Genomic DNA, 13,190 nt, shown 5'->3' on the forward strand with positions numbered 1-13,190 from the left:
TTCGCCCAGGCTTACCCTTTAAGCAGGATGTATAGCAGCAACAGATTCAACAGCATCGACAACAGCGCCAAGGTTCGCCAGACCTTCAGTGGCTCGCGCTCCAGCAGGGGCCGAGGGCGCATGGCCAACTCCTGGCGGTCGCCGCGTTCGAGCAGCAGCAGCCATTGCTCGGCGGTTTCGAAGCGTTGCTCGGGCACCACTGCAACGGCCTGTTCCAGATTGTGCTGCAGCCAGGCGGGCAGGTCGGGGCGGTAGCGTGCGGCGGTGACCGGGGCGCCGAAACGTGGGCGCTGGAACGCCTCGACCTCGCCATAGGGGTAGTGACCGGTCAGCAGGTAATAGAGCGTGACGCCAGCGGCATAGAGGTCCTGGCGTGGCGACGGCGCGGCGCCCTCGAACGCTTCCGGGGCGATGAAGCAAGGGGTGCCGGGCAGCTCATGGGGCTGGTCCTCCGATAGCCCCGGGCAGTAGGCCAGGCCGAAATCCAGCAGGCGCAGCTGGCCATCTTCGCCCAGGTGCAGGTTTTCCGGCTTGATGTCGCGGTGCAGCAGGTTGCGCCGATGCAGTGCACCTACGGCCTGCAACAGCTGGCGTGCCAGCTCCAGCCACTGGTTCAGCGGCAACGGCCCGTGCCCGGCGAACAGGCTGGCAAGGGTCTGGCCGGGGTATTCACGCATCAGGTAGTACAGGTGCTGGCGCTGGCCGGCGGCATGCACCTCGGGAAAATGCCGGCCCGCCACCCGGCGCAGGAACCACTCTTCGAGCAGCAGGCCCTGGGCGGTGCCGGGGTCGTCCTCGCGTGCCGCCGGCAAGGTCTTGAGCAGCCAGCGGCGACCCTGGGCGTCCCTGACCCGGTAGAGCAGCGATTGCCGGCTCTGGGCAAGCAGGCGCTCGACCTGCAGGCCGTCGAGGTGCTGGCCCGGGCGCAAGGCCGCGGGTGTCGGCCACTGTTGCAGTTGCGCCAGGGTGTCGCCCAGGTTGACCGGGCCAAGGCGTTCGATCCGCACCGCGAGCGCACTGGCGTTGTCCTGGCTGCCGCACAGGTGCGCGCTGGCGACCAGGGTGTCGACGGCGACCTGCAGGTCGGGCTGATCGCGCAGGGTCGAGAGGATCTGTTGCTCGCTCAGGCTCGACCAGACTCCGTCGCTGAGCAGCACGAAGCATTCGCCGGGCTGCAGTTCACCTTCGCGGTAGTCGACCAGCAGGTGCTGGTCCAGGCCCAGTGCGCGTTTGAGCACATGCTGCATGCCCGGTTGAGCCCAGACGTGGTCTTCGCTCAGGCATTGCAGGCGGCCCTCGTGCCAGCGGTAGGCGCGGCAGTCGCCGACATGGGCGAGGGTGAAGCGCCTGCCGCGCAGGACCAGGGCAGTCAGCGTGGTCATCAGCGGTTGGCCGTTGCCCTGGGCGCGCAGCCAGCGGTTCTGCGCCAGCAGCAGGCGGTCCAGCGCCTGGGCCACGCTCCAGGTGGCAGGGGTGGCGTAGTAGTCCAGGGTCAGCGCCTGCAGGGTCGCCCTGGCCGCCAGGCCGCCGTCGGCGCACTGGCTGACGCCATCGGCGAGGGCGAACAGGTAGCCCTTGCTGGCGGCCAGTTCCGCTGCCGGAGTGACCAGGCGCAGAGCGTCCTGGTTCTCCGGGCGCGGTCCGGTGGCGCTGGCCTGGGCGAACTGCAGTTGCAGGCTCATGCGCTCACACCCGTGCCGCCGTCACCGCCGCCGAGCCCCAGGTGGTGCGCCAGCGACGCTTGACCCCATGCAGGCCGAACCAGGCCAGCACGCCGAGGCTGGCGAACAGCCACAGCCCTAGCTGGTAGTCGCCAGTGTGCTGCTTGATCGCGCCAAGCCCGGCCGCCAGCAGAAAGCCACCGATGCCGCCGGCCATGCCGATCAGGCCGGTCATCACGCCGATTTCCTGGCGAAAGCGCTGCGGCACCAGCTGGAAGACTGCGCCGTTCCCGGCGCCCAGGCCGAGCATGGCGCTGACGAACAGGGCCAAGGCGGCGCCCGCACTGGGCAGGTTGAAACCCACGGCAGCGATGCACACGGCGGCGACGCCATACATGCCCAGCAAGGTGCGGATCCCGCCGAAGCGGTCGGCCAGCGCCCCGCCCAGCGGGCGCATCAGGCTGCCGGCGAACACGCAGGCGGCAGTGTAGTAACCGGCGGTGATCGGGCTCAGGCCGTACTGGTCGCTGAAGTAGCCGGGCAGGGCGCTGGCCAGGCCGATGAAGCCACCGAAGGTCACGCTGTAGAAGAACATGAACCACCAGCTGTCGCGATCGCCCAGGGCCTTGAAGTAGTCGGCCATGGCCTTGGGCTTGGGGCGTTGCGGGGCGTTGCGGGCGAGCAGGGCGAAGATCACCAGGGTGATCAGCAGCGGAATGACGGCAAAGCCGAACACGTTGTTCCAGCCGAAGCCTGCGGCCAGCAACGGCGCCAGCAAGGCTGCGAACACCGTGCCGGAATTGCCCGCACCCGCGATGCCCATGGCCTTGCCCTGGTGCTGGGGTGGATACCACTGCGACGCCAACGGCAGCGACACGGCGAACGAGGCACCGGCAACGCCGAGGAACACGCCCAGCAGCAGCGCCTGTTGGTAAGTGTGAATGCCCATGAACCAGGCGCAGGCCAGGGCGATGATGACCACCACCTGACCGATCAGCCCGGCAGTCTTGGGTGACAGGCGGTCGACCAGCATGCCCATGATGAAGCGCAATACGGCACCGGCCAGGATCGGTGTTGCCACCATCAGGCCCCGTTGCTGGGCACTCAGTTGCAGGTCGGCGGCGATCTGCACCGCCAGCGGGCCGAGCAGGTACCAGACCATGAAGCTCAGGTCGAAGTACAGGAAGGCGGCAAACAGCGTGGGCACATGCCCGGATTTCCAGAAGCTCGTATTCATTGAACACCTCGCGCGGCTTGCAACGGTTGGGTTGCCCTGCTGTGCAGGGCCGGAAACGAAAAAGACGTCGCTACCCGGTCCACCAACGTGGAGGGGAGAGCGACGTCTTTGTCGGGACAGGGCTGAACCCTGGGTGGGCAACCGCCGTTGGCTACCTGAGGTATTGGCAGAGCAAGAGCCGGGCCAACATGGCTCAGCCGAGCATCTCGGACATGGCGATGATCTGCTCGGCCACCTGGATCAGTTTCTGCTGGCGGCTCATGGCCTGGCGGCGCATCAGGGTATAGGCCTGTTCCTCGTTGCAGTCCTTCATCTTCATCAGCAGGCCCTTGGCCTGCTCGATGCGCTTGCGCTCGGCCAACTGCTGGTCGCGGGCCAGCAGCTGCGCCCTGAGCGCCTGGTCGCTCTCGAAACGGGCCATGGCGACGTCGAGGATCGGTTGCAGGCGCGCTGCCTGGATGCCTTCGACGATATAGGCACTGACGCCGGCCTGGATCGCCTGGCGCATTACCCCCGGATCGTGTTCGTCGGTGAACAGCACGATGGGGCGGGGCTGGTCGCGGCTGACCAGTACCACTTGCTCCATCACGTCACGGCCGGGTGACTCGGTATCGATCAGCACCACGTCCGGCCGCACCGTTTCGACGCAGCCCGGCAGGTCGATGGTCAGCCCGGCGGCCTCGATCACTTCGAAACCCGAGCCGATCAGCGCGGCCTTGAGGCGGCCGACCTTCTTCTCGGTGTCGTCGATCAGCAGGATACGCAACATGCCAGTCATCCTCATGAGCCGACGCGCGCGCCGGGTGTATCACCCAGGGCGTGCAGGCGGAAGCTGCGGGCATAGGCGTGCGGGTCGTTGCCGTCCCAGCGGCTGCCGTCGATCAGCAGGCTGCTGCGCATCGGTGGCTCGCTGCAGGGCACGCCGATGGCCTGGGCCGCCTCACGGTACAGCCCCAGTTGCTGGACCCGCGTGGCCACGGCCAGGTAGTCGGGGTCGTCACGCAGCAGGCCCCAGCGGCGGAACTGGGTCATGAACCACATGCCGTCGGACAGGTACGGCAGATTGGCACGGCCCTGGTCGAACAGGCGCAGGGCGTGGCGGTCCTGCCAGCGATGGCCCAGCCCGTCGTGGTAGTCGCCGAGCAGGCGCGGCTCGATGTTGCCCACTGCGGTGTCCAGGTAGGCCCGTCCACTGAGCAGGTGCGCGGTACCGCGGCGGTTCTCCGGGCTCTGCTCGATGAAGCGGCTGGCGGCGAGGACCGCCTTGATCAGCGCCCGCGCGCTGTTGGGGTACTGCTCGACGAATGCGCGGCTGCTGGCCAGGACCTTTTCCGGGTGGTCGGGCCAGATCGACTGACTGGTGGCCAGGGTGAAACCCTGCTCCTGCGCCATGGCGTCCGCCGACCAGGGTTCGCCTGCACAGAAGCCGTCGATACGCCCGGCCTTGAGGTGCGCGACCATCTGCGCCGGTGGCACCACCACGCTGTCGACATCCTGCAGTGGATGGATGCCTTGGCTGGCCAGCCAGTAATACAGCCACATGGCATGGGTGCCGGTTGGGAAGGTCTGGGCGAAGGTCAGGCGTGCGCCATGCTGGTGCACCAGGCGCGCCAGCGCCTCGGGGCTGGTCACGCCCTTGCCTTGCAAGGTGGGGGAAAGGTTGATGGCCTGGGCGTTCTGATTGAGCCCCATGAGCACGGCCATGTCGCTGGCCGGCGCACCGCCCATGCCCAGTTGCATGGCATAGACCAGGCCGTACAGGCAGTGGGCGGCGTCCAGTTCGCCGCTGGCGAGCTTGTCGCGCGTCCCGGCCCAGGACGCCTGGCGGTGCAGGTTGAGGGTCAGGCCCTGGAGCTGGGCGAAGCCTTGGGTGGCGGCGACCACTACCGAGGCGCAGTCGGTGAGGGCCATGAAGCCGATATCGAGGCTGGGCTTTTCCGGCGCATCGCTGCCGTTGACCCAGGCCAGGGGCGTTGTCGGGGGCGCTGTATTCACGAAAGATCCTCGCCCGTACCGATCGGGCTGCAGGTGCCTGAAAGCAACCCATGTGCCAAGGCCCTGTCGCGCAGGCGGCGCGCTGGCTATAATCGCCCCCTCACTCACCCCCGAGTCCTGTCCGCCCATGTATACCCTGGCCCGCCAGCTGCTGTTCAAGCTCTCTCCGGAAACCTCCCACGACCTCTCGCTCGACCTGATCGGCGCCGGTGGCCGCCTGGGCCTCAATGGCCTGCTGTGCAAGCGTCCGGCATCGCTGCCGGTGACGGTCATGGGCTTGAACTTCGCCAACCCGGTGGGGCTGGCTGCCGGTCTGGACAAGAACGGTGCTGCCATCGATGGCTTCGCCCAGCTGGGCTTCGGTTTCGTCGAGATCGGCACCGTCACCCCGCGGCCGCAGCCTGGCAATCCGAAGCCACGGTTGTTCCGCCTGCCCGAGGCGACTGCGATCATCAACCGCATGGGCTTCAACAACCTGGGTGTCGACCACCTGCTGGCGCGGGTGCGGGCGGCGCGTTACGACGGGGTACTGGGCATCAACATCGGCAAGAACTTCGACACGCCGGTCGAGCGCGCCCAGGACGATTACCTGATCTGCCTCGAGAAAGTCTACGACCAGGCCAGCTACATCACCGTCAACGTCAGCTCGCCCAACACCCCGGGCCTGCGCAGCCTGCAGTTCGGCGACTCGCTCAAGCAACTGCTCGATGCCTTGGCCGAGCGTCGGGAGCAACTGGCGAACGAACACGGCAAGCGCGTCCCGCTGGCGATCAAGATCGCACCGGACATGAGCGACGAGGAAACCGCGCTGGTGGCAGCGGCCTTGGTCGAGTCGGGCATGGATGCGGTGATCGCGACCAATACCACGCTGGGTCGCGAAGGGGTCGAAGGGCTGCCGTTCGGCGGCGAGGCGGGTGGGTTGTCCGGGGCACCGGTGCTGGAGAAGAGCACCCACATCGTCAAGGTGCTGTCTGGCGAACTGGGTGGCAAGTTGCCGATCATCGCAGCGGGCGGGATTACCGAGGGGCGCCATGCCGCCGAGAAGATTGCCGCCGGTGCGAGCCTGGTGCAGATCTATTCGGGTTTCATCTACAAAGGCCCGGCATTGATCCGCGAGGCGGTGGATGCGATTGCGGCGCTGCCCCGCTAAACAGGAAGCAACCCAATAAAAAGGGCCCCTTGAAGGGGCCCCTGGGCCTCAGCCCGCCGCCCGGATGGGGCGTGCATGGTGACTCGAATTCAGTGTCCTCGTTCAGCCAACGGCGTGATTTTCGTTGAGTCTATGGATGCCAGCGGTGCCGGTCATGCCGTCCCAGTTGTCGCCGCGACCTTCACGCCAACCGTTGATCCATGCCTGGCGAACGGATGGCAGCGTAAATGGGCAGAGTTCGCGGGATTTGCCGGTTACCCCGTATTGGTAGCCACGTGAATATGCTCTTTCCAACGGATCACGCTTAAGTCTTCTCATAGGGTGTTGCCCTCACTTGTTGACTGTAATGTCCCGTCGGCCTCTCCGAGGCCGGGCAGAATCTTTCTGCCGGTTTGCGCTCGCTGCCGGCGTGGCGAGCTGAAAGTGCCGTCCCGTTGCGAGGCGGCCTGAGATCAGTTCTAACCAATGCGAGTCACAGTGTGAATGATCGATTTGTCATAAGGACGTAACCTTTCCAAGGGTGAGGGGATAAGTAAATAAATGCGACTCAACCTTGTTTAGGCTTTGTCCCGCTATGATCAGGGTTTGCCGGTGATTGAAATCATTTGGCCATTGGCGCCACCGAACTGACGCAACATCTGGTAATGCGACGAAGGGTCACACCGACTCCTGCGTCACACGAAATTTTCACACTGCTCGACGATCAAAGCCTCTTTCGCCACCTGGCGTGGGGGTATCGGTCGGGCGGCCCGGCCTGTCGAATGATCGACAGGCCACCTGGATACCTGATGGAAGGGTATCCAGGCAAACACAGGCAACGGCGATGCGTCGCGCTGCCACTACACAGCCCATAGGCTCTGGAACCTACATGTCGGATCAACTCGAACTCTATCTCACCTGCCCCAAAGGCCTGGAAGGGCTGCTCGCCGAAGAAGCGCGCGGCCTGGGCCTTGCCGATGTGCGCGAGCACACCTCGGCGATCCGCGGCTCGGCCGACATGGAAACCGCCTATCGCCTGTGCCTCTGGTCGCGCCTGGCCAACCGCGTGCTGCTGGTGGCCAAGCGTTTCTCCATGAAGAACGCCGATGACCTCTATGATGGCGTGCATGCCGTCGACTGGCAGGACCACCTGGCCGCCGATGGCACCCTGGCAGTGGAATTCAGCGGCCATGGTTCGGGCATCGACAACACCCACTTCGGTGCGCTCAAGGTCAAGGACGCCATCGTCGACAAACTGCGCAACCGTGATGGCCAGCGTCCCTCCGTCGACAAGATCGACCCGGACCTGCGTGTGCACCTGCGCCTGGATCGCGGCGAGGCGATCCTGTCCATCGATCTCTCCGGGCACAGCCTGCACCAGCGCGGCTACCGTCTGCAGCAAGGCGCCGCGCCGCTGAAGGAAAACCTGGCGGCGGCCGTGCTGATCCGCGCCGGCTGGCCGCGCATCGCTGCCGAAGGCGGCGCCCTGGCTGACCCGATGTGCGGTGTCGGGACCTTCCTCGTCGAAGCGGCGATGATCGCCGCCGATATCGCGCCGAACCTCAAGCGCGAGCGTTGGGGCTTCAGCGCCTGGCAGGGGCATGTCCCGGCACTGTGGCGCAAGGTTCATGAAGAGGCCAAGGCCCGCGCCGAGGCCGGGCTGGCCAGGCCGCCACTGTGGATTCGCGGCTACGAGGCCGACCCACGGCTGATCCAGCCGGGGCGCAACAACGTCGAGCGCGCCGGCCTGGGTGACTGGGTGAAGATCTACCAGGGCGAAGTCGCCAGCTTCGAGCCGCGCCCGGACCAGAACCAGAAGGGCCTGGTCATCAGCAACCCGCCCTACGGCGAGCGCCTCGGTGACGAGGCGAGCCTGCTGTACCTCTACCAGAACCTCGGCGAACGCCTGCGCCAGGCCTGCATGGGCTGGGAAGCGGCAGTGTTCACCGGCGCGCCGGAACTGGGCAAGCGCATGGGCATCCGCAGCCACAAGCAATACGCATTCTGGAACGGCGCGTTGCCGTGCAAGCTGTTGCTGTTCAAGGTCCAGCCCGACCAGTTCGTCACCGGCGAGCGTCGCCAGGCCGACGATCAGGGTGGCGATGCGCGAGCCGCGAGCGCCGTGGCGCACGAGCCGGCGCGCCTGTCCGAGGGGGCGCAGATGTTCGCCAACCGCTTGCAGAAGAACCTCAGGCAACTGGGCAAGTGGGCTCGCCGCGAGCAGATCGACTGCTACCGCCTGTACGATGCCGACATGCCCGAATACGCCCTGGCGGTCGACCTGTACCAGGATTGGGTGCATGTGCAGGAATACGCAGCGCCCCGTTCGGTCGATCCGGACAAGGCCCAGGCGCGCCTGCTCGATGCGCTGGCTGCAATCCCCCAGGCGCTGGGTATCGACCCGCAGCGCGTGGTGCTCAAGCGCCGCGAGCGTCAGGGCGGCACGCGCCAGTACGAGCGCCAGGCCACCGAAGGGCGTTTCCAGGAGGTCAACGAAGGCGGCGTCAAGCTGCTGGTCAACCTGACCGACTACCTGGACACCGGCCTGTTCCTCGATCACCGCCCGATGCGCCTGCGCATCCAGCGCGAGGCCAACGGCAAGCGCTTCCTCAATCTGTTCTGCTACACCGCCACCGCCACCGTGCATGCGGCCAAGGGCGGTGCGCGCAGCACCACCAGCGTCGACCTGTCGAAGACCTACCTGGACTGGGCGCGGCGCAACCTCTCGCTCAATGGCTTCTCCGAGCGCAACCGCCTGGAGCAGAGCGATGTGATGGCATGGCTGGAAAATGCCCAGGACAGCTACGACCTGATCTTCATCGATCCGCCGACCTTCTCCAACTCCAAGCGCATGGAAGGGGTATTCGACGTGCAGCGCGACCATGTGCGCCTGCTCGACCTGGCCACGGCGCGCCTGGCGCCGGGCGGGGTGCTGTACTTCTCCAACAACTTCCGCAAGTTCCAGCTCGACGAGCACCTGCTCGAGCGCTACGCGGTGGAGGATATCAGCGCCCAGACCCTGGACCCGGATTTCGCCCGCAACAACCGGATCCACAAGGCCTGGCGCCTGCAGCTACGCTGAAGGGACGAAGTGCCTTGCAGCGCTGATGGCTAATAGCTATAAGTCAGCTCAGGGCCGAACAGTTCGCAGGACGCTGACCTCATGGGAATCCTCTATGTCCAGGGTGCGCGCGAAGATGTTCGGCCTGATCAGCGAGGCGCTTTCGGCCTGGGTCGTGGCCGTGTTCGCGCTGGTGGCCGGGGGCTTGCTCACGGCAGCCCTGGCCTTCGCGGCCCATGCCTTCTACCAGCAGCAACTGCGCCAGCGCTTCGAACTGCTGGCCAGTGAACGCTACAGCCGCATTGCCGAGCGGTTCGAGGATCAACAGCAGCGTCTCGATGGCTTGCGGCGCTTCTTCAGCTACTCCAGCGAAATCCTTCCGGAAGAATTCGATGGCTATGCCCGGCCGTTGTTGCACCGCACCCAGGCCTACTCCTGGGCGCCGCGGGTAGAAGCCGCCGAGCGTAATGCCTTCGAACGGCGGGCCAGTGCCTGGCTGGGGCGCCGCTACCAGATCCGCGACCGTACCCCCCAAGGCGCCTGGCAGCCATCGCCGCCCCGTGCCTTCCACTATCCCGTGCTCTATACCCAGGCCACCCACCAGGCCGACCAGCCCTATGGTTTCGATCTGCGCAGCCAGCCCCAGCGCCAGGACACCCTGGACCGCGCCACCGTGCCCGGAAGCATGGCGGTATCGGCACCGCTGGACATGCTCGACGTCGAGCCGGCCTACACCCGTGGGTTGTTGATCGTCGCACCGGTGTTCGCCGAGGTCGCGCCCAGTGGATTGCCTGCCGGCTACGTCATGGCCTTGCTGAGCATGCGCCAGTTGATTGCAGAGGGCCTGCCGGTCGCCCAGGACGACAACCTGGTGGTGCGCATCCTCGACCTGTCCGGCAGCCAGGGGCACGAGACCCTCTACGATTCGGGCAACCGCAGCGCATCCCTGGCGCTGTCCAGCAGCCAGTTGCTGCACCTGGCCGATCATTCCTACCAACTCGACATCCGCCCCAGCGAAGCATTCCTTCAGGCCAACCGCTCATCGGCCGTGTTCACCGTGATCCTACTCGGCGGTTTGCTGAGCGTGCTGCTCAGCGCCTTGCTCTACAGCCTGTTCAGTCAGCGCCAACGCGCGCTGGTGCTGGTCGAGCAACGTACCGCAGCGCTGCGGGTGAGCGAACAGTCCCTGCGCGAGACCCATAACCAGTTGCGCAGTGTGCTCGATGCCGCCACTCAGGTGGCGATCATCGCCACCAGCCTGCGCGGGGTGATCAGCACCTTCAACGCCGGTGCCCAGCGCATGCTTGGTTACACCGCCAGCGAGGCCTTGGGCCGCCTGACGCTGGAGCACCTGGTCCAGCCCGATGAGTTGCACCAGCGTGCCCGCGCCCTGAGCCTGCGCTATGGTCGCGAGATCGTCGGTGGCCAGGCGATGTTCGCCGAGACCGTGCAGGAGGGGGGCGGCGAGCCTGGCGAGTGGACGCTGGTGCGCAAGGATGGCAGCCAGTTGCTGGCCAACATGCTGGTGACCGCCGTACTCGACGAGCAGGGCCTGTGGGTGGGCTACCTGGCGATCTGCATCGATGTCACCGAGCGCCGCCGTGTCCACGAGGCCCTGGCTGCCCGCGACCGATTACTGGAGAAGCTCAGCGCCGAGGTACCCGGAGGGATCTACCAGTACCGCCTGGACGCCGACGGCCACTCGTGCTTTCCCTACGCCAGCGCGGGGTTGCTGGACATCTACGAGGTCGATCTGCAGGTGCTGCGCCAGGACGCCTCGACCGTGTTCGAGCGGATACACCCCGATGACCTGGAGCGGGTGCGCCGCTCGGTGCGCCAGTCGGCCGAGCACCTGACATCGTGGCGCGAGGAGTACCGCGTGTGCCTGCCCCGGGCCGGTCTGCGCTGGGTGCGCGGCGAGGCCACCCCGGAGATCGGCGAGCAGGGCTGCACCCTGTGGCATGGCTACCTGACGGACATCTCCGACCTCAAGCGGGTGGAGGAGGAGTTGCGGGCGTTGTCGGTCACCGATGCGCTGACCGGTATCCACAACCGGCGCTACTTCCAGGAGCGGCTCAAGGTCGAACTGGAGCGCGCGCAGCGTGATGACCTGGACCTGGCGGTGATCATGCTCGATATCGATCACTTCAAATGCATCAACGACCAGTTCGGTCATGCCGTCGGCGACCATGTGCTGCGCAGCCTGTGCCAGCGCATCGGGCACCGGCTGCGGCGCACCGACGTGTTCTGCCGCCTGGGCGGCGAAGAGTTCATGGTGCTGTGCCCGGGCAGCAATGCCGAGCAGGCACGCCGATTGGCGCTGGAACTGTGGCAGGGCGTGCGCAGCGTGCCGGTCGAGGGGGTGGGCAGGGTGACGGCGAGCTTCGGGGTGGCAGGGTGGCGCGTCGGCGAAGGCGCCGATGCCCTGTTGCTGCGCGCCGATGCCGGGGTCTACCTGGCCAAGCAGGCCGGGCGGGACCGGGTCGAGGCAGAGTTGCCCTGAGCGCGCGGCATCACCCCCGCAGACGATCAACGATCATCGGCAGGGGTGTTGGTGCCGCGAAAGGGCTGTTTCAGGGCGTCACGCCGACCGTTGCGTTGGCGGCCTTGGGCTGGCGATACAGCTCCAGCAGCACTTGGTCCAGCACTTGCGAAGCGCCCCAGGGCTTGGGATCGTTGAGGATCGCCGACACCGCCCAGGTGTGGCCGTTGCTGTCGCGGCTGAAGCCTGCAATCGCGCGCACGGTGTTGAGGGTGCCGGTCTTGATGTGCGCCTCGCCGGTCATGGCGGTGCGCTTGAGACGCTTGCGCATGGTGCCGTCCATGCCCACCAGCGGCATGGAACTGATGAACTCGGCGGCATAGGGGCTCTTCCAGGCAGCCTGCAGCAGTGCGGCCATTTCGCGGGTGCTGACCCGTTCAGCGCGCGACAGGCCGGAGCCGTTCTCCATCACCAGGTGGGGTGCGGTGATGCCTTTCTTGGCCAGCCACTGGCGCACCACGCGCTGGGCAGCGCGGGCGTCGTCACCGTCGGCGTCGGTGCGGAACTGCGCACCCAGGCTGAGGAACAGCTGCTGGGCCATGGTGTTGTTGCTGTATTTGTTGATGTCGCGGATCACTTCGACCAGATCCGGCGAGAAGGCCCGTGCCAGCAGACGGGCGCTCTTGGGTACGTTCTCGATGCGGTCGCGGCCCTGGATGCTGCCGCCAAGCTCGTTCCAGATCGCACGCACGGCGCCGGCGGCGTACGCGGGATGGTCGAGCAGGGCGAGGTAGGTCTGCGAGTTGCAACCATCACCGAGCTGGCCACTGACCGTGACGCTCACGCCGCCATCGGGTTGCACCACGGGGTTGTAGCGCACATCGCCGGTGCACTGCTTGGAGGCCACGGCCTTGACCTGGTTGTCGATGCGGATGCTGGCAATCGGTGGCTCGACCGACACCACGACCTTGCCGCCATCGTTGCGCGCGACGAAGCGCAGGGCCTTGAGGTTGACCAGCAGCGAGTCCGGCTTGACCAGGAACGGCTTGTTGACGTCGCCGCCGTCGTCGTCGAAGTGCGGCAGGTTGGGCTGCACGAAATGGCTGCGGTCCAGCACCAGGTCGCCGGTGACGGTGCGCACGCCGTTGGCGCGCAGGTCACGCATCAGCAACCAGAGCTTTTCCATGTTCAGCTTCGGATCGCCGCCGCCTTTGAGGTAGAGGTTGCCGTTGAGCACGCCGTTGCTCAGGGTGCCGTCGGTATAGAACTCGGTTTTCCACTGGAAGGTCGGGCCGAGCAGCTCGAGGGCGGCGTAGGTGGTCACCAGCTTCATGGTCGAGGCCGGGTTGACCGAGACATCGGCGTTGAAGATGGTCGGTGTGCCTGGCCCATCCAGGGGCAGCATCACCAGCGACAGGGCATCGTCCTGCAGCTTGTTGGTCTTGAGTGCCTGCTGCACTTTCGGCGGCAGGCTGGTGTTGACGGTGGCAGCCTGGCCTGGCAGCGCGATGGGGAGCAGCAGGCCGGCGAGAAGCAGTGGGCGAAGCGTCTTGATCATGAGTGCTGTAACCCTGCGGGCGAGGGGAAAAAAGACGGGGCTGTAAGAGATGATGGCCCCTTGGCGT

General features: G+C 66.3%; 9 protein-coding genes. 3 read left to right on the forward strand and 6 right to left on the reverse strand.

Annotated features, from left to right (window positions below; translation table 11 throughout):
* Window positions 1-11: 11 nt before the first annotated feature.
* The 4 genes from AC1TXO_RS09125 to AC1TXO_RS09140 form a co-directional block, all read right to left on the reverse strand.
* On the reverse strand, window positions 12-1,682 hold the full coding sequence (locus AC1TXO_RS09125) for a bifunctional protein-serine/threonine kinase/phosphatase (protein ID WP_486405998.1): 1,671 nt from the start codon (window positions 1,680-1,682) through the stop codon (window positions 12-14).
* Window positions 1,683-1,686: 4 nt separating this feature from the next.
* Window positions 1,687-2,898, reverse strand: coding sequence for a nitrate/nitrite transporter (locus AC1TXO_RS09130; RefSeq protein WP_486405999.1), 1,212 nt, complete (start codon window positions 2,896-2,898; stop codon window positions 1,687-1,689).
* Window positions 2,899-3,091: 193 nt separating this feature from the next.
* Window positions 3,092-3,667, reverse strand: a complete 576-nt coding sequence (locus AC1TXO_RS09135) for an ANTAR domain-containing response regulator (protein WP_486406000.1) — start codon at window positions 3,665-3,667, stop codon at window positions 3,092-3,094.
* Window positions 3,668-3,678: 11 nt separating this feature from the next.
* Window positions 3,679-4,893, reverse strand: a complete 1,215-nt coding sequence (locus AC1TXO_RS09140; protein ID WP_486406001.1) for a CmpA/NrtA family ABC transporter substrate-binding protein — start codon at window positions 4,891-4,893, stop codon at window positions 3,679-3,681.
* Window positions 4,894-5,020: 127 nt separating this feature from the next.
* Between AC1TXO_RS09140 and AC1TXO_RS09145 the strand changes: the two genes are divergently transcribed.
* A complete protein-coding gene (locus AC1TXO_RS09145; RefSeq protein WP_486406002.1) occupies window positions 5,021-6,043 on the forward strand; it encodes a quinone-dependent dihydroorotate dehydrogenase in 1,023 nt (340 codons plus the stop codon).
* Between the two features lie 102 nt (window positions 6,044-6,145).
* Here the strand turns inward: AC1TXO_RS09145 and rmf are convergent, their stop codons facing one another.
* On the reverse strand, window positions 6,146-6,361 hold the full coding sequence (rmf, locus tag AC1TXO_RS09150) for a ribosome modulation factor (protein WP_079227119.1): 216 nt from the start codon (window positions 6,359-6,361) through the stop codon (window positions 6,146-6,148).
* 550 nt (window positions 6,362-6,911) lie between these two features.
* Between rmf and rlmKL the strand changes: the two genes are divergently transcribed.
* Together rlmKL and AC1TXO_RS09160 are read left to right on the forward strand one after the other, a co-directional pair.
* Complete coding sequence (rlmKL, locus tag AC1TXO_RS09155; protein WP_486406003.1) at window positions 6,912-9,104, forward strand: bifunctional 23S rRNA (guanine(2069)-N(7))-methyltransferase RlmK/23S rRNA (guanine(2445)-N(2))-methyltransferase RlmL; 2,193 nt, start codon at window positions 6,912-6,914, stop codon at window positions 9,102-9,104.
* Between the two features lie 94 nt (window positions 9,105-9,198).
* Window positions 9,199-11,586 carry a sensor domain-containing diguanylate cyclase gene (locus AC1TXO_RS09160; RefSeq protein ID WP_486406004.1) on the forward strand — a complete coding sequence of 796 codons (2,388 nt, stop codon included), beginning with the start codon at window positions 9,199-9,201 and terminating at the stop codon, window positions 11,584-11,586.
* Between the two features lie 70 nt (window positions 11,587-11,656).
* Here AC1TXO_RS09160 and dacB read toward each other — a convergent pair whose 3' ends face one another.
* Window positions 11,657-13,123: a D-alanyl-D-alanine carboxypeptidase/D-alanyl-D-alanine endopeptidase gene (gene dacB / locus AC1TXO_RS09165; RefSeq protein ID WP_486406005.1), complete on the reverse strand. Its 1,467-nt coding sequence runs from the start codon at window positions 13,121-13,123 to the stop codon at window positions 11,657-11,659.
* Window positions 13,124-13,190 lie beyond the last annotated feature (67 nt).

Source organism: Pseudomonas sp. FA117 (assembly GCF_057370475.1).